At 73.7% G+C, this 21,273-nt stretch carries 17 protein-coding genes; 6 read left to right on the top strand and 11 right to left on the bottom strand.

Annotated features, from left to right (window positions below; genetic code table 11):
* Positions 1–70: 70 nt before the first annotated feature.
* The gene (locus tag ACZ4QV_RS21095; RefSeq protein ID WP_467763238.1) at positions 71–1,387 is read right to left on the bottom strand and encodes an erythromycin esterase family protein; all 1,317 of its coding nucleotides are present in this window, start codon (positions 1,385–1,387) and stop codon (positions 71–73) included.
* Between the two features lie 31 nt (positions 1,388–1,418).
* Positions 1,419–2,198: an SDR family NAD(P)-dependent oxidoreductase gene (locus tag ACZ4QV_RS21090; protein ID WP_467763237.1), complete on the bottom strand. Its 780-nt coding sequence runs from the start codon at positions 2,196–2,198 to the stop codon at positions 1,419–1,421.
* Between the two features lie 538 nt (positions 2,199–2,736).
* Between ACZ4QV_RS21090 and ACZ4QV_RS21085 the strand changes: the two genes are divergently transcribed.
* Positions 2,737–2,895: a hypothetical protein gene (locus ACZ4QV_RS21085; protein ID WP_167745392.1), complete on the top strand. Its 159-nt coding sequence runs from the start codon at positions 2,737–2,739 to the stop codon at positions 2,893–2,895.
* A 40-nt stretch (positions 2,896–2,935) separates the two neighbouring features.
* On the opposite strand, the gene ACZ4QV_RS21080 is transcribed toward ACZ4QV_RS21085, so the two are convergent.
* Positions 2,936–3,283, bottom strand: coding sequence for a hypothetical protein (locus ACZ4QV_RS21080; RefSeq protein WP_361150438.1), 348 nt, complete (start codon positions 3,281–3,283; stop codon positions 2,936–2,938).
* Between the two features lie 312 nt (positions 3,284–3,595).
* On the opposite strand from ACZ4QV_RS21080, the gene ACZ4QV_RS21075 reads away from it, so the two are divergent.
* Positions 3,596–5,575, top strand: a complete 1,980-nt coding sequence (locus ACZ4QV_RS21075; protein WP_361150440.1) for a sigma-54-dependent Fis family transcriptional regulator — start codon at positions 3,596–3,598, stop codon at positions 5,573–5,575.
* A gap of 70 nt (positions 5,576–5,645) precedes the next feature.
* Here the strand turns inward: ACZ4QV_RS21075 and ACZ4QV_RS21070 are convergent, their stop codons facing one another.
* The 4 genes from ACZ4QV_RS21070 to ACZ4QV_RS21055 all read right to left on the bottom strand — a co-directional run bounded on the left by ACZ4QV_RS21070 (position 5,646) and on the right by ACZ4QV_RS21055 (position 12,983).
* A complete protein-coding gene (locus ACZ4QV_RS21070; RefSeq protein ID WP_467763236.1) occupies positions 5,646–7,208 on the bottom strand; it encodes a peptide ligase PGM1-related protein in 1,563 nt (520 codons plus the stop codon).
* 130 nt (positions 7,209–7,338) lie between these two features.
* The gene (locus tag ACZ4QV_RS21065; RefSeq protein ID WP_467763235.1) at positions 7,339–8,958 is read right to left on the bottom strand and encodes a GMC family oxidoreductase; all 1,620 of its coding nucleotides are present in this window, start codon (positions 8,956–8,958) and stop codon (positions 7,339–7,341) included.
* A gap of 131 nt (positions 8,959–9,089) precedes the next feature.
* Positions 9,090–10,001 carry an ANTAR domain-containing protein gene (locus tag ACZ4QV_RS21060; protein WP_467763234.1) on the bottom strand — a complete coding sequence of 304 codons (912 nt, stop codon included), beginning with the start codon at positions 9,999–10,001 and terminating at the stop codon, positions 9,090–9,092.
* A 171-nt stretch (positions 10,002–10,172) separates the two neighbouring features.
* Complete coding sequence (locus ACZ4QV_RS21055) at positions 10,173–12,983, bottom strand: helix-turn-helix transcriptional regulator (protein ID WP_467763233.1); 2,811 nt, start codon at positions 12,981–12,983, stop codon at positions 10,173–10,175.
* A gap of 196 nt (positions 12,984–13,179) precedes the next feature.
* Between ACZ4QV_RS21055 and ACZ4QV_RS21050 the strand changes: the two genes are divergently transcribed.
* The 4 genes from ACZ4QV_RS21050 (at position 13,180) to shc (ending at position 17,497) form a co-directional block, all read left to right on the top strand.
* Positions 13,180–13,941: a hypothetical protein gene (locus ACZ4QV_RS21050; protein ID WP_361639941.1), complete on the top strand. Its 762-nt coding sequence runs from the start codon at positions 13,180–13,182 to the stop codon at positions 13,939–13,941.
* Between the two features lie 24 nt (positions 13,942–13,965).
* Positions 13,966–14,976: a CD225/dispanin family protein gene (locus ACZ4QV_RS21045; RefSeq protein ID WP_361639943.1), complete on the top strand. Its 1,011-nt coding sequence runs from the start codon at positions 13,966–13,968 to the stop codon at positions 14,974–14,976.
* Between the two features lie 2 nt (positions 14,977–14,978).
* Positions 14,979–15,353: a DUF2752 domain-containing protein gene (locus ACZ4QV_RS21040; RefSeq protein ID WP_361588812.1), complete on the top strand. Its 375-nt coding sequence runs from the start codon at positions 14,979–14,981 to the stop codon at positions 15,351–15,353.
* A gap of 149 nt (positions 15,354–15,502) precedes the next feature.
* Positions 15,503–17,497 (top strand): squalene--hopene cyclase, encoded by a 1,995-nt coding sequence (gene shc, locus ACZ4QV_RS21035; protein WP_361150461.1) that lies wholly within the window; start codon positions 15,503–15,505, stop codon positions 17,495–17,497.
* Here shc and ACZ4QV_RS21030 read toward each other — a convergent pair.
* The 4 genes from ACZ4QV_RS21030 to ACZ4QV_RS21015 all read right to left on the bottom strand — a co-directional run bounded on the left by ACZ4QV_RS21030 (position 17,494) and on the right by ACZ4QV_RS21015 (position 21,034).
* Positions 17,494–18,342, bottom strand: coding sequence for a hypothetical protein (locus tag ACZ4QV_RS21030; protein WP_361639945.1), 849 nt, complete (start codon positions 18,340–18,342; stop codon positions 17,494–17,496). The genes shc and ACZ4QV_RS21030 overlap by 4 nt on opposite strands.
* Positions 18,339–18,974, bottom strand: coding sequence for an ABC transporter ATP-binding protein (locus ACZ4QV_RS21025; protein WP_361150465.1), 636 nt, complete (start codon positions 18,972–18,974; stop codon positions 18,339–18,341). The genes ACZ4QV_RS21030 and ACZ4QV_RS21025 overlap by 4 nt, the downstream gene beginning before the upstream one ends.
* A 13-nt stretch (positions 18,975–18,987) precedes the next feature.
* A complete protein-coding gene (locus ACZ4QV_RS21020) occupies positions 18,988–19,887 on the bottom strand; it encodes a UbiA family prenyltransferase (protein ID WP_361588806.1) in 900 nt (299 codons plus the stop codon).
* Positions 19,888–19,966: 79 nt separating this feature from the next.
* A complete protein-coding gene (locus tag ACZ4QV_RS21015) occupies positions 19,967–21,034 on the bottom strand; it encodes a polyprenyl synthetase family protein (RefSeq protein ID WP_361150470.1) in 1,068 nt (355 codons plus the stop codon).
* Positions 21,035–21,273 lie beyond the last annotated feature (239 nt).

Below are 21,273 nucleotides of genomic sequence, written 5' to 3'. Positions count from 1 at the left end.
CTGTGCCGCCCGCGTCCGGCCGCTGTCCCGCCTTCGGGACAGGGCGGGGCGGTCGGGCCGCGGGTGTCGCTCAGAGGCCGAGGTCGTCGACCACCGTGGAGGCCGGGACACTCAGGATGCCGTCGAAGGCCTCGGTCACGGGGGTGTGCAGATACCCGCTCTGCATACGGATGCGGTCGGGCCCGTCGGCGTCGTCCGTGCCCCGCAGCCCCCGCAGCCCGGCGAGGCTGATGCCGGACCCGAGCCCTGCCTCCTCGAAGGCGGCTTCGACGCTGCCGGGTTCCGGTGTGCCGAGGGCGGTGTCCTCGACGCGGAAGCCGAAGGTGGTGTTCTCGTCCAGGTGCATCTCGGCGGTCCGGCCGCGCACGCTGGTCATGCCGAGGGCGAAGTAGTCCTCGCCCAGCGCGTGGCTCAGGTGCAGGCCCATCGGCAGCCCTGTGAGGCGGCCGTCGAACGAGACGGAGGTCCGCTGGATGTGGGCGTTGTGCGCGGGCAGCACGACACGTGTCCCGGGCGCGGCGCGGTCCAGGAGCCACCGGACCGAGTCGGCCATGAACACCTCACGGGACGAGGTGTCGGCCGGTGAGCCGCCACCCGCGTACAGCGCGGCCATGGCGCGGAACTGGTGGTCGGTGTGGCACGCCGCCTCGGCGCGGCGCAGCGCGATGTCGTACTCGCGCCGGCCGCCGCGCTCGACGTACAGCGGTTCCATGGCGCGCAGCCGGATACGCAGGCGGACCAGCATCGCGCTCAGGGTGTCCTGCTCGTCGGTGCCCAGCCGGGACCAGGCGGGTGCGGCGAGCGCCATGGAGGCGGCACCGAACCGCTCGGCGGTCTTCATGGCGTCCTGCACGAGCGGCAGGCCGTCCGGATCGACCTCGCGGAGGTATGCGGCGAGCGGCGTCAGGGCCGGGAGCAGGGAGCCCCCGGCCGCGGGCACGTCGACACCGGTGAACCGTACGGGCAGGGTCGCGGTCCGGTTGTAGCGGCGCAGCCAGTGCAGCGGGCCCGACAGCCCGATGGGAACGGTCGCCGCGGTCTGCCGCGCGAAGTCCTCCTCGGCGCCCTCCCCCTGCACCCACGTGTCCAGCGCGAAGCCTTCGCTGAAGCCGAACTCGAAGGCCAGGGCGGTGAATCCGCAGCGCTGGACGAGGAAGCGCAGCACGCGTTCGCGGGCCAGGCCGAACTCCTCGACGAAATGGGAGTTCTCGCCGAGCGCGACGACCCGGGCGTCACCGATGAGCGCCCGCAGCGGCTCCAGATCGTCCAGCGGCTCCTCGGGGTCGAGGGTGCGGAGCGCGGTCGCCCGCTCGCGGAGCCGGCCGGCGAACCGGCTCCCGCCGTCGCCGTCGGCCGTCTGGTGACGGCCGTGGTGGGTGTCGGGCATATCGGCGCTCATTCCTCTGCGGTCGGCGGTCTCAGGGCAGGATCGAGTCCACGTAACCACCGTCGACGCGCAGCGCGCCGCCCGTGGTCGCCGACGCTTGCGGCGAGCTGAGGTACACGACCATGTTGGCGATCTCCTCGGGCTCGATGAGCCGCTGCAGCAGCGACTGCGGGCGGTGCGTCCGCATGAACTCGCGCTGCGCAGCGTCCCACGGGAGATCGCGGTCGACCAACTGATATACGAAGTCCTCGACGCCGCCGGTGTGCGTCGGCCCGGCGATCACGGAGTTGACGGTGACGCCCGTCCCGGCGGCCTCCTTGGCGAAGCCCCGGGCGACGGCCAGCAGGGACGTCTTGGACATCCCGTAATGAATCATCTCGGCGGGCACCACGACCGCGGAGTCACTGGCGATGTTCTGCACGCGTCCCCAGCCGCGTTCCTTCATGCCCGGCAGATACAGCCGGATCAGCCGGACGGCGCTGAGCACATTGGTCTCGAAGTAGGTGCGCCACTCGTCGTCCGTGATCTCCAGGGCCGGGCGCGCGCCGAAGATGCCGAGGTTGTTCACGAGGATGTCGGTGTGCGGTACGGCCGACCGGAGTTCCCGCGCGCCGGTCTCGGTGGCGAGGTCGGCCGGGACACCGGGCACCGTGTCGCGCAGCCGCCCGGCGGCCTCGTCGAGCCGTCCGGAGTGGCGCCCCGTCAGCACCACGTCGGCGCCTGCCCGGGCGAGGCCGGTCGCGATGGCGTGGCCGATGCCCTGGGACGAACCCGTCACCACGGCCGTCCGGCCGGAGAGGTCGATGTGCATGTCCGGGCTCCCTTCGCTGGTGCGTCGCTGTCGTGTACGTCCGCTGCCAGCATCGCGGGTGCGGCGCGTCCGGTGTGCGGGGCGCGCGGGGCACGGGGGTGGTGTGCGGCGTGTGATGTATCTCCCCCCTCCGTGCGGCATGGAGTCCCGTAGGGCGGGTAACTGCGGCGATGCGTCAAGGCGATCATGTGAGGGAAGAGGAAAAGGATGTTGTTGGCGCACCCGGTGGTGTTGGGTAACCTGCGTCGAGCAGTACTGGACATCGCGGGTGCTGCGTGCTGAGGACGGCAGTCCTGAGCTGCGCAGACGACGGGCGTTCGCGTCCGCTCGCGGTGCCTTCCCACCGGAACGAAGGATGTTGATGCGGCACTGGTCGCGGCCGGGCACCGGTTGCCCGGCCCAGGCGTACGGGAGGATTTCCTCCTCGCCGCCTGACACGCGCTCCGCCCGCGGTTCCGGCGTCGTTGTAGTTTCCGCACGCGCACTCCCGCCACGGGCGGGGGACGGTGCGGCTGAATGGTTCGAGGACTGACCCCACATGACCGCTGCCCGCCTGCCCGCCGGCCCACCGATCTACGAGAGCCTCATCGAGGAGCACGGCGACGTGCTGGCCCAGGTGCGCCAGCTGGCCAAGGAGACGGAGCGCGAGGCCAACGAACTGCTGGACTGGAGCGAGCTCCGCGCGGGCCGGGACTGACCGCCGCCCGGTGGACGGCCCGCCTCCGGGGCGGCTGCGCTCAGGCCCTGCCGCCCTCGCGCGGCGGTGCCGGCCGGGGCGGCAGGCGGCGGGTCAGCTGGTCGAGCGCTTCCACGGTCGCCAGGCTGGTCTGCACCTGGTGCAGGGACTGGGCGAGACAGGTGTGGGCGCCCGCCACGGTGTCGTGCGCGTGGTCCCGGATCTGGCCGATCAGGTTCTCCAGCATGTCCAGCGACGCGAAGAGGTCGGCGAGCGCGGACCGGTTCGCCTCGGTCAGCCGCAGCACGTACGGGTCCGGGCACCGGCTCGCGTCGGAGGAGACGTCGGCGGGATGAGGGCGTCCGTTCCAGCGCGGCGTCACGGTCGGCTCCTGCGGCAAGCTCGGCATGGGCGGTCCTCGGGTGTCCGTCGGGGTACGTGCGGCCCGCCGCGGCCGCCCCGGCCGTTCGTGCCGGGCCGGTGCCGGGTCCCTGCGCCGGGCGCCGCGGCACGCCTCGTACGGCGCCCGAAGTCGTCCGGCCGCACTCGGAATTACAGCACGCCGCCAGTGGGGCGTGCTGTCTCAGTGTGAGACGGTGCGGCGGCAACGCCCCTGCTCCCGGCGGGTGTTCGGGCCGGGCAAGGGAAGTGCCGTACACGGTGGTGCGATTGAGCCCGCTCGCGGGGATCGCGGTTCGGCCCCCGGGGCATGTCTGCAACCATGGATTTCCGGCAGTTCCCCGAAGAGGCGGCCATGCGGGCACGCGAGCGGATGCTGAGCGGTGCCTTGGAGGCGGCGGCGCGCGGACCGGACGGGCGTGGCACGGCCGGCCCCGCCGGTTCCCCCGCTCCCGCGGCCCCTGCCGCCCCCGGCGCCGCGGCCCCCGGTGCGCCGTGCCCCCGGATCCGGGAAGCGGTCCTCGCCTCCTGGAGACGCTGCCGTCTGCACGCGGTGGACGCCGACCGGCTGCACGTCCCGCACGTGGAGCAGCACATCGACTGGGACAGCCGCTTCCTGTCCGCGGCGGCGCCGGTCCTCGACCGCGTCGAGCAACTCCTCACCGACTGCACCGCCGGCGTGGTCCTCGCCGACTCCGCGGCCCGGGTCCTGTCCCGCCGGGGTGGTGACGCGGCGGTCGTGCGCCTGATGGACCGGGTGCACCTCCTCCCGGGATTCAGTTACGCGGAGGAGGCCGTCGGCACCAACGGGATCGGTACCGCGCTCACCGAACGGCGCCTGAGCACCGTCTTCGGCGCCGAACACTTCGCCGAGCCGCTGCGGCGCGCCGCGTGCGCCGGCATCCCCGTACGCAATCCGCTCACCGGACGGCAGGAAGGCGTCGTCAACCTGACGTGCCTGCGGCAGGACGCCTCCCCGCTGATGGCAGCGGTGGTACGGCAGGCCGCCGCCGACATCGAGGAACGGCTGCTGGACCGGTACTCCGGCAAGGAGCGCGCGGCCCTGGACGCGTTCCTCGCCGCGGGCCGCCGCACCAGCGGCCCGGTGCTCCTGGTGACCCCCACCCTGCGGACGGCCAACACCGAGGCGGTACGCCTCCTGGAGCCGCAGGACCTGTGCCAGGCGGGCGCGCTCGCCGCCGACCTGCTGGCCGCACCGGCGGGGAGCCGCAGGCAGCGCGTCGACGTGTCGCTGCGACTGGCTTCCGGCGCCGACGTACGGGTGCGCTGCACCCTGGTCGGCCCGCCCGACCGGCCGATCGGCTGCGTCGTCGGCATGACGACGGCGGAGGGCCAGGAGGTTCCCACCCCGGCGGACCGGACATCCGGTACGCGGACCGGTCCGCAGCCGCCCCCGGCGCCGCTCCCGGCGCAACTGCCGGGCCTGGCCGGCCGCTCGCCGTCCTGGCGTTCGGCGAGCCGGGACGTCGCGTCCGCCTGCCGCCAGCGGCTGCCGACCCGTGTGGTGGGTGAGGCCGGGGTGGGCAAGCTGGCCCTGGTGCGCGCCGCCCACCACTGGGTACGGCCCCGGAAACGGCTGCACGTGCTGGATCTGACGGCCCATCAGGACACCACGGACCTCCTGTCCCGCACCGAAGAGGCGTTACGGGACGAGGACGGTACGGTGGTGCTCCAGCATCTGGAAGTGGCGGACCGGGAGCTGATGTCCCGGCTGGAGACGCTGCTCACCGGGGCGCGGCGCAACCGTGGCACCGGACCGTGGGTCGTCGGCCTGTACACGGCCCCCGGGCAGGGGCCCGTCCCGGCGGTCGCCCCGACAGGCGCCGAGCCCCCGGCGCTGGACAGTGCCGTCTTCCCGTGCACGGTCGCGGTGGCACCGCTGCGCTACCGGCCCGAGGACATCCGCGACCTGGTCCCCGCCCTGCTGGCCCGGCACGGCCGCGGTGGCACGGTGTCCTGCACCCCGGCGGCGATGCAGGTCCTCACCCGCTGCGACTGGCCGGGCAACGTACGGCACTTGAGCCGGGTGCTCCAGCAGGCGGCACGCGGGCGACGGCAGGCCGACCTGCAACCGCACGACCTCGCGCCGGAGTGCCACAGTTCCTGCCGCCGCACTCTCACCCCCTGGGAGGCCGCCGAACGCGACGCGATCGTACGGGCGTTGCACGACGCCGCGGGCAACCGCGACGCGGCGGCCCGGCAACTGGGCATCTCCCGGGCCACCATCTACCGCAAGATCCGCCTCTACGGTGTCACCGTGGCACCCGCGCGAGCCCGGTGAGGAGCGCGGCGGCGGGCTCCGCGCCGCCTGCCTCCGGACGGCCGGCCCGCACGGCTGACGGGCGTACGGCTCACCAGGTGCCCGGGGCGGCGGCGCCCGGCGCGCCCAGGGCGTCCAGCAGAGCGACGAACCGGCGGAAGCGCCCGTGCGCCGCCTCGGCCGAACGGTCGACGGCGACGGCACCGAGCTTCCCGAAGCCGGGCAGCGCGCCCAGCATGTGGAGGACGACCCCCCGGTGGTCCTCGTGCCGGTAGAGCAGTCCTTCGCGGGAGGCGGCGTCGAGGACCCGCTCCGGGGTGAGCGAGCGGTAGGAGTCCCGGTGCAGGCGGTCGGAGGCGACGTAACAGCACGGTTCCCCCTCCGGGGTCAGGAACTCCCCGGTCCGGGGGGCGTGGCTGCCGCCGGTCGCGCCGTGCAGGAACATGAGGGGCGCCGTGCCGCCGCCCATCCGCAGATTGATCTCCACGGCATGGTGCCGGAAACCGGACGTCCCGCGCACCGAGACGAAGTCGACGCTGGCGATACCGACCATCCCCGCGGCGGCGAGGGCACGGCCCGCCCGGTGGGCCAGTTCCCGCAGCGCCGGACGGTACTCCGCCCGGGCGGGGGAGGAGCAGCCGGTGTACGTCTGGCGCAGGGCGGCGTCGAAGAGCTGGTCCTGGGTGGAGATCACCTGCACGTCGCCCGACGGGGACGCGTGCACCTGGGCGGACGGGGAGGCGACCGCGGCCCCGTCCAGGAACTCCTCCACGACACCGCCCATGACGTCCAGTTTCCCGGCGTAGTGCGCCCAGTCGTCGGGCGGAGCGGCGAACTCGATGCGGTCCGGAAGAACGCGCCGGATCCAGCGCCCGGCATCGCTGCCCCGGGGCGCCCCGCGAAAGGCGAACATCGCGTTGCCGCCGGCGCCGAAGCCGTCATTCAGTTTGATCATGGCGCGGTCCACGTCGGGATGCGCCGCCCGCAGCTCGGTGAGCGCGGCGACCAGGTCGTCCCGGTCCCGTACCCCCTCGACACCGCGGGGTACGGGCACACCGGCGGACTTGAACAAGGCGCGCGCACCGCTCTTGGTCCCCAGGTGCGACAGGTCCGGGTCGCACGCGTACAGCGGCACGCCGAGCCGTACGGCCAGCGACCGCTCGTGCCGCGAACCGTTGAAGGCGAGCAGGCAGGCGTCCTCCGGCGCGCGCACCAGGCCGCTGATGCGCGCCAGCAGGTCGGGGCGCCGGAGAACCTTCTGGGTGAGCGGGACGGGGCGGTCGTCCCCGCAGTCCAGGAGGACGAGCCTGCGCCGGGCGTCCGGGACGGACAGCGAACGGACCAGCCCGAGAGCGTAGGCGACCAGCGGCTCGGGCAGCGGCAGGCTGGTGACGTAGACGAGACGACGGCGCGGGTCGCGGAGCAGGTGCAGGAAGGCGAGCAGGCGTTCCTCGTAGTGGACGATCCCGGGGATCTTGTCCATCCCGGCCTGGTCGAGTGTGAAGCTCGGCACGACCACGACGACCCCGGGCGGCCCGTTCCCCGCACGTACCCCGTCACTCCCGAACGGGCTGCGCAGCCGCTCCCGCAGTACCCGGAAAGCGGCCGCCTCGCCCGTCGGCCCCACGCCGTCGTCCGCCGCGCCCAGTGCCACGATGGCACCCCTCCAGCCGTCTCGACGCCCTGACCTTCAGCGCCAGCATGACAAACAGCCGACGGCGCGGGGCGGACGCGGACGGCGGCGGCATCGGCCGGACCCGGCCGGCCGATGCCGCCTGCCGCGGTCAGCCCTGGTCGGCTGTGATCAGTTCCGCGGCCCGCTCGCCGACCACCATGGAGGGGGCCATCGTGTTGGCGACCGTCACATGGGGCAGCACCGAGGCGTCGGCGACGCGGAGGCCGTCGACGCCGTGCACCTTGAGCCGGGCGTCCACGACGGCGTCCTGGTCCCGGCCCATCCGGGCCGTGCCGCTCTGGTGCCAGTACGTCTCGACGGCGTTGCGCAGGAACAGATCGAGGGTGTCCGCCGCGGAGGACGCGGGGGACACCTCCCGCTCGGCGAACGGGCGGAGCGCGGCGGAGTTGCCGACCTCGCGGGCCATGGTCACCGCGGACAGGGCCGAGCGTACGTCGTCGGGGTCGGCGAAGAAGTTCGTCTCGACGCGCGGCCCGACCAGCGGGTCCAGGCTCGCCAGGCGGACCCGGCCGCGGCTGCCGGGGCGCAGGCGCATGGCGGGCATCAGGGTGAAACACCGTTCCGGCGGCGGGTACTGGGCCGCGCTCTCGGCGGAGACGGACGGGGCGGGCGAGAGGTACATGACGAACTCCGGCGCGCCCGGCCGCGTGTCGTCGCCCCAGAAGCAGACGGCCTGGCTGCGCGTGGGCACCGGCATCGGCACGTCCTCGGCCTCCCACATGCAGGGCAGGCGTATGTGGTCGTCGAGGTTGCGGCCGACGCCGGACAGGTGCTGGACCACCGGTACGCCGGCGGAGCGCAGTTCGGCCTCGTCCCCGATCCCGGACCGCATGAGGACGGCCGGGGTGCCGATCGCGCCCAGCGACAGCACCACCTCCCGTGCCGCGTGCGCGCGCACCGGCTTGCCGTCGTGGACGAACTCCACGCCGGAGGCCCGGCCCCCGGAGAGCAGCACGCGGGAGACCGTCGCGTGCGGCAGGACCGTGAGGTTGGGCTGCCCCAGGAGGGGGGCGACATAGCGGCTGAAGGGGGTCTGCCGTACGCCAGCGTGGTAGTTCTCGTCCCGTACGGAGCAGCCGGCGTCCTTCTCCATCAGGGCGCCGTTGGAACTGTCGAAACGGGAGACGCCGGTGGCCTCGGCGCCGTCGAGGAAGGCGGTGAAGAGCGGGTGCACGTCCTGCGCCGGCTGAATCCGCATGGGCCCACCGTTGCCCCGGCGTTCGGGGTCGGGCGCGCCCTGCCAGTCCTCGATCTTCCGGTAGAGCTCCAGTACGTGTGCGTAGCCCCACGCGGGATCGCCGGTCAGCTCGGCGTAGGAATCCCAGTCGCTGCGGTGCCCGCGGGCCCACACACCGGCGTTGACGGCGCCGCCCCCGCCCAGGCCGCGGCCCGTCGCGTAGGCGAGCCGGCGCCCGTTCAGGTGCGGGTTCGGCTCCGTGACGTGGTCCCAGGTCCGCTCGGTGCCGAGATTGGCGGGCCACAGGTCGGGGTTGCGCACGCGCTCGTCATCGTCGTCGCCGCCGCTCTCGACGAGCAGCACCGTGACGGCGGGGTCGGCCGCGAGCCGGCCGGCCAGGACGGAACCGGCCGAACCGGCCCCGCACACGATGTAGTCGAAGGCGGCGCCGTCGTCGACGCGGTCGGCGAGTCCGGTCCGGTGCGGCAGTGCGGTGGCCGTGGCGGCGTCCTGTCCGGGCGCGTTGCTCATGCTCATCATCTCCTTGCAGCCGGGTACTGAGCGACTGGCGGTCCCCCGTACCCGTTCCGCGGCCGGCGCGTCGAAACGGCCGGACGGTCGGGCTGTTCGCCATCGCCACCCCAACCGGCCGGAACAATCTTCTATTCCGTGCGCCGCCGGGCCGCGTCCGCCCGCAGGTCCCTGCCGCGTCGGTGCAGGTCCTCCAGGGCGTCCATCAGGACCGTGCGGTGGTGCCACTCCAGCCACCGGCCCGCCTGTGCGGCCACCCCGTCCAGGGCGGTGGCCTGCACTCGCGTGAGGTCCTGTCCCGGCTTGGGGAGGTGGAGGGAGAACACCCCGACGGCACGGCCGGCGGACGAGAGCATCGGCAGGCTGTGCGCGGTGCGGCTGCCGACCGCGAGGATCATTGCGCGGGCCGGTTCGCTGATCGCCGGATCGGTGGCGACGTCCGCGACGACGCGTACCCGGCGCCGGGCGGCGACGGCGCAGGACGTGCCCTCCTCGACCACGGCGAAGAAGTCGAGGAACTCCTCGCTGAGCCCGCGATGGTGCTGCATCTGGAGACCGACAGCGGGCTCCAGCGTCTGCAGGTCACCCATGGGCGCCTCGGTGAACGCCAGCGCCTGGTGCAGCACCTGCTTCAGAACGGTGCTGCGGTTGACCTTGTCCGGGCGGTGGCCGGGCAGGAACCTCAGCGGCGGAGGCGTCCGGCCGGACCGGCCGGGAAACCACAGGCCCCGCTCGTCGTCGGGGCGGGGGACGGAGACCACGGCGGACGCGAGGTTGCGCAGTTTCAGGTTGTGCTGCTGCGAGCAGCGCTTCATCAGCTCGAACGCGGTCTCCGCGTCGGGCAGCCGGTAGCGTTCCTGGAGCAGGCCCTGCGCGTGGGAGATCAGCGGATGCGCGCGCAGTTTGCCCCGCAGGTCCCGTACCTCCCGGCGGAGCCGGTCCAGCTCCCGCGACTCGTCGTTCGGCGTGCCGTCGGCGTCCGGTGATACGGCGGCCGGGTCGGGACGGCGGGCCGCTGACGGCGGGTCCACTGGCTCTGGCATGGCATTCCCTCCCTTGTTAGGGCCGTTCCCAGGGCGCCGCGAGCAGTCAGCGGCCGGCTGCTCGGGCGGCATCTCGGCCTCTGCGAACCTAACCCATCCATCGATGACGGCCCGCCGGAGGCGGACAATTCGGGCGCCTTGTGGTAGGGGTCACTCGTCGCCCGACGGACGTCAGTCGACCAGTTCGCCCGACGCCATCAGCCGCGTCAGCTCGGTCCGGGAGCGGACGCCCAGTTTCCGGTAGACGCGCGTGAGGTGCGCCTCGACCGTCTTGCGGGAGACGAAGAGGGAGACCGCCGCCTCGGTGTTGTTCAGGCCGCGGGCCACCGCACGGGCCACCTGGAACTCCTGCGGCGTCAGTTGCTCCCAGACACCGTCCGGCGCGGCCGGAGCCGTCGGCGGGGCGCCGGTGGCCGCCAGCTCACCGGCGGCCCGCCGCGCCCACGGCACCGCGCCCAGGCTCTCGAAGCGCGCCAGCGCCGAGGCGAGCGGGGCCCGGGCGGCGGCGGGGTGGCGGTAGCGGCGCAGCAGTTCCGCCTCGCACAGCAGCGTACGGGCCTGCTCGAACGGCTCCCGGATGCGCTCGTGCGCCGCGAGCGCCGCGGCGAACGCGGCCCGCGCGGCCTCGTACGACGCGGCGAGCAGGCCCCGGCAGCGGGCGGCGGCGGCCTCCGCGGCCGCCAGCCCGGTGGCCCGCGCCCGTTCCTCCAGCCAGTCCGCGACCTCCCCGGCGCGGGCGGTGTCGCCCGTCCGCAGCTTCGCCTCGACGAGATCGGCCGCGCACGGCACGACCAGCGGGTTGCCCACCCCCTGCGCGGTGACCAGTGCGAAGCTCTGCTCCAACTGGTCGGCGGCGGCGCAGTGGTCACCGTGGGCGAGCGCGGCCAGCCCCAGCGCGGCGGTCAGGTGCCTCTCCAGGCAGCCGATGCCGTATCCGCCGACCTCCCGCCGGGCCCGGCCGACCTGCTCCTCGCACCGCACCCGGTCGCCGCGCAGCGCGTCCAGCCGGGCCAGGCAGGCCAGGCTGTAGCCGACGCAGGAGATCTGGCCCAGCTCCTCCGACCAGTGCAGGGCCTCGGTGGCGTCGCCGTACCCGGCGGTCCAGTGGCCGACCCGGGCCTCCAGATCGCTGCGTACGGCCAGGGTGAACGGCAGGACGCCGGGCGCGCTGTGCCGGCGGGCCGACTCCACGGCGGAGTTGAGCAGCCGGCGGCTGCGGTCGCGGTCCTCGACCCAGTTCCACGCCTGCCCGGCCAGCGCGTACAACTGCTGGTTGCGTACGGGATCGCCGGTGCAGTGTCCGTCGGCGGCGCCCAGCATGGCCACACCCCGGCCGATCTGCCCGGAGACCGCCAGCGCGGACCCGAGCAGGGCCATGCTCAGCCAGCGGTCCGGCCCCGACTCGGAGGCCAGGCGGAACGAATCCTCGGCGGTCCGCACGGCGGCGATCACCCGGCCGTCCATGCCGGCGGGCACCACCGCCTCGGCGAGCAGGACGCACGCCCGTACGGCATCGGTGCGGCGGACGGTGCGCGCGGCCTCCGCGAGGAGTTCGTAGGCGCGCGCGGGCTCGCCGTTCCAGGTGTGGATGCGCCCCAGCAGCAGCTCGATGTCGGCGCGTACGGAGGGTTCCGTCGTCGTACGCAGCGCTTCCTCGCACCACTGGGAACTGGATGCCGAGCCGCCCAGGAAGGCGTCGGACGCGGCGCGGTGCAGCAGGTCCGCGCGCGCCACCCGGTCCTCGGTCAGCTCCGCGGCCCGCCGCCAGGCCAGCGCGGACTCCTCGAACGCGCTGCGTCGGCGGGCCTCTTCCGCCGCTTCCGACAGGGCGGCGGCGGCCTGCGCGTCGGGGCCGGTGGCGGCCGCCGCCCGGTACCACGCGTGCAGCGGGCCGCGGGTGACCTGCGCCAGGGCACCGAACGCGGCGAGCCGGTGGGCCAGCGGCGCCCGCCCGAGCACCAGCGGCCGCAGCACGGGATGCCGGAAGTCCAGCCCGTCGCCGGTGGACGTCACGAGGCCGTCCTCCTCGGCCGGGCACAGGGCCGACAGCGACAGGCCGAGCACTCCCAGCGCCTCGCACAGCCCGGCCAGCGCGGTCGACCGGTGCGCGGCGAGTACGGTCAGGGCCTGCCGGGTGGCCTCGGGAAGCGCGTTGATCCGGGCCGACCAGGCACGTTCCAGGTGCCGCCCCAGCGACGGCGGGTTGTGCATCGGCTCCTCGCCGCGCGCCTGCGCCGGGGTGAGGGAGCGGGCGGCCTCCAGCAGAGCCAGCGGATTGCCGCCACTGATCTTCACCAGGTCCGCCTCCACCGCCGGCGCCGTCACGACGCCCGACCGCCGCAGCAACTGCCCGCACTCGCTCCGGGACAGCCCGGTGACCTCGACGGACGGCAGATTGTGCGGCGCGCCCGGCTCGCCGGGCTCCTCGCGCGAGGTGAACGCGAGCGCCACCCGCTCGCCCGCCACCCGCCGCGCGACGAACAGCAGCACCCGCTGGGAGGACGGGTCGACCCACTGCAGATCGTCCACGAGCACCACCACCGGCTTCTTCTCGCCGAGCGCGGCCAGCACGTTCAACGCGCCCATGCAGGCCGCGTACGGATTGGTCAGCGGCTCCCCGGACAGGGCCAGACACGACTCCAGCGCCGCGCGCTGCACCCCGGGGAGTTCCCTGAATTCTGAACCGAACGGGAGCAACAGGTCGGCCAGCGCCGCGAACGGCAGGACCGTCTCCGACTCGATGCCCCGCGCCCACAGCGCGGCGTCCCCGGCCTGCTCGGCGGCATACTCCAGCAGCGCCGTCTTGCCCACCCCGGGCTCACCCCACAGCAGCAGCGCCGCACCCCCGTCGGCCCCGGCGGCCAGCAGACCGTCGATCAGGCGGCGTTCGCGCCCGCGGCCCACCAGGCCAGGGCCCACCAGGCCAGGGCCCGCCGGGCGGGGGAGCCGGGACCAGCCGGAAGTCCGTCGCCTGCCGTCCATGTCGCACCCCCGGGGGCTCGCATGTGCCGTGTGCGGCCCGTACTCCGGCGCCGGGACCATCATGCTCCCCCGGGGGGCGCCCCTGAAGGGCCTCGCGCCTTCTGCGGGCACATGTGGGGACCTCCCCGAAGCGCGGCCTCCGCACGGGGAGTTGACTGGCGGCACGCGCGGACACGGAGAACACGGGGGGCGCGTCATGACAGGCTCCGCAGGGCCCGTTCCTCGGCTGGACGCGGTCGAGATCAAGGCCACGTTCTCCGGCGCGCGGGCGGAGGTGGCCGCCAAGGCTCTGGCACCGGACGACGGGGGCGTCTGGTGCCAGGTCTTCTTCTGTGAAGGGTTCCGCCACCGCCACCCGGGCGAACTGCCGCTGCTGGAGGCCGGCGTGATCCTCCGCCTGCGGTCCCGCCAGGGGAAGAAGGGCGACACCACGGCCAGACTCCGCCCCTGCCGCCGCGCCCGCGTCCCCGCCCACTGGCTGGACTTCCACCGGCACGGCGACGACGAACTCCGTATGGAGAGCGACTGGGCGGGCGAGCGTCAGGTCCTCGCGGCCTCCCTCACCCGTACCCGGGACCGCCAGGACATCGACGCGGTGGCCTCCGGGCACCGCCCGCTGCACACCGCCTTCTCCGCCGCCCAGGAACGCTTCCTCGCCGACTGCGCGGACCTCGCCGTCGACTTCCGGGAGCTGACCGTCTACGGGCCGGTGCGCGCCCAGCGCTGGCGCGACGTCCGCCGCCGGCACCACGAACTGTCCGTCGAACGCTGGACGGTGACCCCGCGCACCGGACCGCCGCTGGACTGGCTGGAAGTCTCCGAGCGGGTGGAACCGGAGGGCTCCGAGGTCGTCCGGGCATCTCTGCTGGCCCTGCTCCGGCGGCTGGAGCTGGAGCCGGACCTCGCACAGGAGAGCAAGACCCGGCGCGTCCTGGAGGCGCTGACCAGAGACGCGTGACGGGACGCGGGGGAGGTGGGCAGCATGGGGGGACCGCCGTTCCACCTGGACGTGTTCGAGGTCCGGGGCGAGTGGGTGAGCATGCCGGTCGCGGTCCGCGCCCGCGCCCCGCACGTCGCGCACTTCTTCGGCCACGGCGGCTTCGACGGCCCCCAGACCGGGTCCGGGCACCTGGGACTGTCCGCCGAGGACGGGGCCGCGACGCACGTCCGCGGTCCGGACCTGGGCCGCCTGATGCACGACGGCCCGCAGGTGCGGCTGGTCGTCCTGGACGCCTGCGAGTCGGCAGCCGGGGGCGCCGAGGGCGTCTTCTGCGGCACCGCCGCGAAGATCATGCGGGAGGGCGTGCCCGCCGGCCGACCGGGCGACGACACCGGCACGCGAGGGCGTGAAGATGACGCGGGAGGGGGCGGGGGTACGGCCCCGGCCCCGGACCGGTTACTCCGCCGCCTGCCACTCCTGCCGCAGCCGTCACTCCCCGCACCATGGCTCCCTCGGAGCCGGACACCGGAGAGGCCCACGACGCAGGCCGACATCTTCACCACCGGAACCACCGTCACGACCGACACCACCGTCACGACCGACAGCCCCCACGGGCCGACGTACCGACTGGACAAGGAGGCCGTCATGGCCTATCCGCAAGGCCCGCCCGGCGAGGACCGGGGCGGCAACACCCCCTGGGCCGGACCGTCCCAGCCACCGCCCGCCGGGCCCCCGCCACCGCCGCAGTACCAGCCCCAGTACCAGCAGCCGTATCAGTCACCGCAGTACGGCCCCGGGTACCAGCAGTACGCCAGGCCGCCCCAGAACTACCTGGTCCCGGCGATCCTGGTGACGCTCTTCTGTTTCCTGCCCACCGGCATCGCGGCCATCGTCTTCGCCACCCAGGTCAACGCCAAGGCCGGCGTGGGTGACCGGGCCGGTGCCGAGGCGGCGTCGAAGAAGGCGAAGCTGTGGACGTTCATCAGCCTCGGGGCCGGCCTCTTCGCCGGCCTCCTCGTCCTCCTCTCCAGCGCCGCGGGCGGCGGCTACTGACCGTGCCCGCGCCGCACCGCGCCCGGCGCCGGACGCTCGAAGCCTGGTCCGGCGCCCTGCTGTTCGCCGCCCTGACCGTACTGGTGGCCCTCCGCGACCCCGAAGTGTCCGGGCACTACCCCGGCTGTCCGTTCCGCTCCCTGACCGGCCTTTCCTGCCCCGGCTGCGGCACCTTACGGGCGCTGCGCGACCTCACCCGGGGCGACGTGGCCGCCGCCCTGGCCCACAACGCGCTCTTCGTCGCCGCCCTGCCCCTGGCCCTGTTCTCCTGGCTGCGCGCGGTCCGGGGCCGGCCGCCCGTGCTGACGTCGGTGTGGGCGGGGGTGACCGGCGGGGCCGTCCTGCTCCTCTGGGGCGTTCTGCGCAACTGTGCATGACCGGGTGAGCGGGGGCCGGGGGAGCGCGGGGTACCCCTTCGTGGGGCGGACAGCGGCAGACAGGTGATATCCCGCGCGTCGGGTGCGCCCGTGCGGGAGATGCGGGCAGCTTCCTGGTGTCCGTGCCACCAGCGAGGTGCAGGAGTTCCATGACGACGACAGCCGACGACGCGCCACGGGAGAAGGGCCCGCTCCCGGCGGAGGGGGCGGGCCTCCGTTTCGCCTGCCCCCCGTCCGACGGGACGGAGGAAGCGGCTCGGCGCGCGGTGCTGCGGGCCACCGACCACCTGCTGGCCCGGCAGCACGCCGAGGGCTGGTGGAAGGAGGACTTCAGCACGGACGTGAGCTATGACGCCCACGACCTGTTCCTACGGCACGTGCTGGGCATCCTCGACGAGCGGGTGGCCGCCGCGAGCGGCCGGTGGATCCGCTCGCAGCAGAGCGCGGACGGCTCCTGGCCCCTCGTCTTCGACGGCGCGGGCCACCTCGGGACCACCGTCCAGGCGTATGTGGCGCTCCGGCTCGCCGGGCACCCCCCGGACGCGGAGCACATGTCCCGGTGCGCGGCGTGGGTCCGCGAGCAGGGCGGCGCCGCGGCCGCTCCGCTGGAACCACGCATCTGGCTCGCCATGCTCGGCCTGTGGAGCTGGGACGACCTGCCCGAGATCCCGCCGGAGATCATCGCGCTGCCCAAGTGGGCGCCCATGAACATCTATTCCTTCGGCTACGCGATGCGCCAGGCGCTGGTGTCCCTCGGCGTCATCAGCGCGTACCGGCCCGTGCGGCCTGCTTCCTTCGCCATCGACGAACTCTTCGTCGTGTCCGACGGCTCCGACGCTTCCGCCCACGGACCGGCGCCGATCACGAGCTGGGCGGGCGTCTTCCAGCGCGTGAACACCGCGTTGCGCGCGTATCGCAGCGTCGCGCCCGGCCCGGTGCGCCGGACCGCGACGAACGCCTGTGCCCGCTGGCTCATCGACCGGCAGGAGGCGGACGGGAGCTGGGGGGCGTGCACCCCCATCACCACGTGGGTGGTTCTCGCCGTGCACCTGCACGGCTACCGGCCGGACCACCCGGTCCTCAAGGCCGCCCTCGGCTTTCTGGAGGACTGCGCCTGCTGGCCCGAGGACGGCGTACGGAGACTGGAGACCGTGCAGAGCCCGGTCTGGGACACCTGCCTGTCGGCCAACGCGCTCCTCGACGCCGGCCTGGCCGCCGACCACCCCGCGCTGACCGGGGCCGCCGACTGGCTGCTCACCCGGCAGACCGACCGGCCCGGCGACTGGGCCGTACGGCGGCCCCGCCTCGCTCCCGGGGGCTGGGCCTTCGAGTTCGAGAACCAGAACTATCCGGACACCGACGACACCTCCGAGGCGGTCCTCGCGCTGCGCCGTATCCGCCATCCGGACCCGGCGCGTGTCGACGCCGCGGTGCGCAGGGCGGTGCGCTGGAGTCTCGGTCTGCAGAGCGCGAACGGCGGGTGGGGCGCCTTCGACGCCGACAACACCAGCACCCTGCCCGGCAAACTCCCCTTCTTCGACTACGGCGCGTACTGCGCGGACGCGCCCGTGGCCGACGTCACCGCCCACATGGTCGAGATGCTGGCGGCCCTCGGCATGCGGCGCGACCCCCGCACCCGGCGGGCCGTGCGCTGGCTGCTCGCGCAGCAGGAGGACCACGGCGCGTGGTTCGGGCGCTTCGGGGTGAACCACGTCTACGGCACCGGCTGCGTCCTGCCGGCTCTCGTGGCCGCCGGGGTTCCCGAGGGCCACCCGGCCGTGCGGCGTGCGGTCGCCTGGCTGTCGTCCGTGCAGAACGAGGACGGCGGCTGGGGCGAGGACTGGGAGTCGTACACCGATCCGGCGTGCGTCGGCCGTGGCGTGTCCACCGCCTCGCAGACCGCCTGGGCGCTGCTCGGACTGCTCGCCGCCGGAGAACGCGACAGCGCCGCTGTACGGTCCGGGGTGTGCTGGCTGACCGAGCGGCAGACGGACGCCGGAACCTGGGAGGAACCGCAGTTCACCGGCACCCTCATGCCCGGGGGAGTGGCCTGCCGGTACGAAGGCTACCGGCTTGTCTTCCCCCTCATGGCCCTGGGCCGCTACGCCCGGCGGCACAGTACGGGCCCCGGGGACTCCCGCTAGCGGGGCCGCCGGCAGGCGGCCCGTACGACGGCCTCCGGCGGGCCGGCCGCGGTCACCGGTGCGGGAACCCCGGTGGCCGCGGCGCCCACCGAACAGTGGGAGCGGGTGCGGACGTGGAAGACGAGCAGGGCCGAAGCGCTGGTCGCGGCGGCCCAGGCGAGCGAGAGGAGGCTGTGGAGCCAAGGGGTGCCGGAGGTGAACGCGGCGGCCAGCGTGAGCTGGTTCGCGCCGTACAGGGGCAGCACTTCGAGACCGGACAGGTCGACCACGGTGAAGACCGGGTTCTGCAGGCCGGTGTCGACCAGGCTGAGCATGATGACGAGGAAGAAGCCTTCCAGCTCACCACGGACCAGCGACCCCAGCAGCAGACCGATGCCGCCGTACGCGAGGCCGGCGCCGAAGAGGCCGAGAGCCAGCGGGCCCCACTGCCGTACGGGCACCGAGGCCCCCAGCACGGCCACGGTGTACAGGGCCAGGAGAGCGGCGATGAGGGCGACGGCGGTGACCTTCGCCAGCAGCATCGGGACGCGGGGGTAGCCGGCCAGCAGCAGCCGGCGGTCCATCTCCCCGGCCTTGAACGTCTCCATGAACGTCACGAAACCGGTGACCAGGGTGACGGCGGCGAGCGCGTTGACGACCTGACTGACGTGGCTCGCCTGCGAGACGGCTCGGATGCCGAGGGAGTCCAGGGGGAAACGCACCTCCCGGTCCGAAGCGCACAGGCGGGCCACGGCGATCCACGCGGGAATGAAGGCGACCGCCAGGAGCAGTGCCATACGGTTGCGCAACTGGCCGAGGAGCGTGCAGTGCAGCATCTCGGCGAACGCCGCCGGGTACGGCCTCATCGGACGGTCTCCTCGGTCTCCAGGCGGCCGTCGCGCAGGTGGCCGACCGCGTCGAAGTGGTGCAGGTCGTGCAGCAGGTGCGAGACCACGACGATCGAGCGGCCCGCGTCGCGCAAGCGGGCCGCCAGCGCCCAGAAGCGCTGGTGGGTGTCCCAGTCGAAGCCCTGGTACGGCTCGTCCAGCACCAGCAGTTGCGGGTCGTGCATCAGGGCGATCAGCAGGTTCAGCTTCTGCCGGGTCCCTCCGCTGAGCTCCCCGGTCCGCCGGCGCCCGCAGTCGGCGAACCCCAGTACGTCCATCAGCTCGTGGGCCCGCGCCAGGGAGGACAGCCGGTAGGCCACCTGGAACAGCCGCAGATGCTGCAGGACGGTGAACGACTCGTTCAGCACGGCCTGCTGCGGGCAGTACCCCACCGCCCCGGCGCGTACCACCGTGCCCCGGTCGGGCGTCAGCTCTCCCACCGCGATGCGCAGCAGCGTGCTCTTGCCCGTGCCGTTCTCGCCGACCACACCGACCAGCGCCCCGGGCGGTACGTCGAGGTCGGCGCCGCGCAGCACCTGCCTGCGGCCGTACGCCTTCCAGACGCCCTCGATACGCAGCCGTGACTGCCGTTGCGTGACCTCTGACGGCACATGGGCCCTTTCGTCAGCGAAGTGTGTAGATGGATGCGGCGAGGGCGAAGGTGTACCACTGCTCCACCAGGCGGTAGCTGCGCTGGTCGTGCTCCGGGCCCCGCAGGAACAGCACCCGGACCGCCAGCAGCAGGCTCAGGCCGCACAGGAACACGTCGGTGGCGACGGTCCACCAGTGCGGCCCGGCGGGCGCCATCAGGAAGTGGTGGATGAACACGGGGCCGACGGCGAAACCGGCGCACAGGAAGATCCGGGTGGGCAGTTCGCCGAAGACCAGCGGCATGGTGGAGCGGCGGACCGCGCGGTCGCCGTGCAGGTCCCGCAGGTCCTGGACGGACATCAGGAAGGTCACCGTGATCGTCAGCGTCACGATCCAGCGCCACGCGTCCGGTGTGAGCGTGGTGACGATCTCCCACGCGGCCATCAGCTGGGCGATGACCCCGATCCCGGCGTACAGGTTCCTGCCCAGCCAGTGGCGGCCCCAACCGTACTCGTGCTGGAGCAGGGAGAGGATCTGCCACATCAGCGCCCACTTCAGCACGCCCAGGCAGTAGCCGTACACGGGGAAGGTGATCCGGACGGCGATCAGGCGCAGCCGGGCGCCCCGGACGGTGCTCTCCCCGGTGATCAGCGGCCGGAAGGGTTTGTTGAGGCGGTCCTCCTCGACGCCGACCAGTTGGTTGGCCAGGGTGTGCTCGTAGATGAACAGCCAGAAGTACACCGCTCCCAGGGCCGTGACGGCCGCGGCCTCGCCCAGGGGCAGCCGCGCGTGGACGGTGGCGGCCACGACGAAGCAGGTACCGGGGAAGACCGTGGTCCAGCGGTCGACGCGGATGAACAGCCAGCTCAGGCGGATCTCCCGCCAGACGGTCTGCACCACCGTCGTGGACGCGCTCGTCGTCGGGGTCGTCATGGGGCGGCTCCGTACTGGTCGGGCGGCGGTTCCCGGTCCGCTCGGCGCGCGGTGCCGTCGGCGGACGCGGCCGCCGCACTCATGCCGTGCGGTGGACGGCCGCCTCCGCGACGGCCCTGAGCGTGCGCACCGCGCTGTGCGTGAAGGGCGCCACGTCCAGGACGTCCAGCGCCTGCCGGTATCGTTCCTCGATCATCCGCTCGACGTCGGCCCGGGCCCCGGTGCTCGTGAGGATGTCGCGGACCTCCGCGGCGCCCGGCTCGTCCAGCTCCGGGTCGCCGATCAGCGCGCGCAGCCGGTCGGCCTGCGCGGGAGCGGCGGCCCGCAGCGCGCGGACGACGAGGCTGGTGCACTTGCCCTCACGCAGGTCGTCCAGGTGCGACTTGCCCATCCGGTCCGGGTCGCCGAACACCCCGAGCACGTCGTCCCGGAGCTGGAACGCCTCGCCGAGGGGCACACCGTAGGCGCTGCAGGCGTCCAGGACCTGCTCGTCCGCGCCGGCCAGGGCAGCGCCGACCTGCAAGGGCCGTTCGATGGTGTACTTGGCCGTCTTGTAGCGGACGACGGTCAGCGCCGTCTCCATGCTCACGTCGAGATCGCCGGTGGTCAGCAGGTCCAGGTGCTGACCGGCGATCAGTTCGGCGCGCGCGAGGTCGACGACGCGCAGTACGGCGACGCGGTGGGCGTCGGGCATGGGCGTGGTGTGCAGCAGTTCGTCGGACCAGACGAGGGCGAGGTCGCCCACCAGAATGGCGCCGCTGGTGCCGAAACGGTCCGCCATCTCCGGCAGGGGATGCCGGTCGGCCAGCAGCCGGTGGACCGAGGGGCGTCCGCGCCGGCTCTCGGCCGCGTCCATGATGTCGTCGTGCACGAGGGCGCAGGCGTGTGCCAACTCGATGGAGGCGGCCAGTCTGACGGCCTGCGCGGGGTCTCCCTCGCCGCCCGCGGCGCGCCATCCGGCCACGCACAGCAGCGGGCGGACCCGCTTGCCTCCGTCGATGAAGTCGCGCAGCAGGAGGACGAGCGCCGACTGACCGGGTACCGCGGAGGTCTGCGCCCTCTCCGTCAGGAACGAGGACAGCAGGTCGTCGATGGCGGCGCGGGGGGCGAAGAACTCGGACTCGACCGGAAGCGTCTCAGTACGCATCGGAAGGGCGCGTCTCCGCTCCGAGGGCCGACTCGGGTGTGTGCCCGGCGAGGCGCGGACCGCTGCCGGCCGGGCCGGGCCGCCGGGTCCCCGGATCTCCGGAGCTGCGGTGAGCACGGCCCGACAGGTCCGGAGCCGGCGGGGTCTGGGCCGGCTGAAGCTTTTTGTTCATTCATCCAATCCTTCGGTCAACTGCTGCCCGTGCTCCCGAACGAAGGGTGGGCCTAGTTGATGTACAC

The sequence above is a fragment of the Streptomyces sp. NPDC026394 genome (assembly GCF_055567735.1).
The sequence above is the reverse complement of the archived record's forward strand: the minus strand, read 5'-3'. Positions and strand labels throughout refer to the sequence as shown.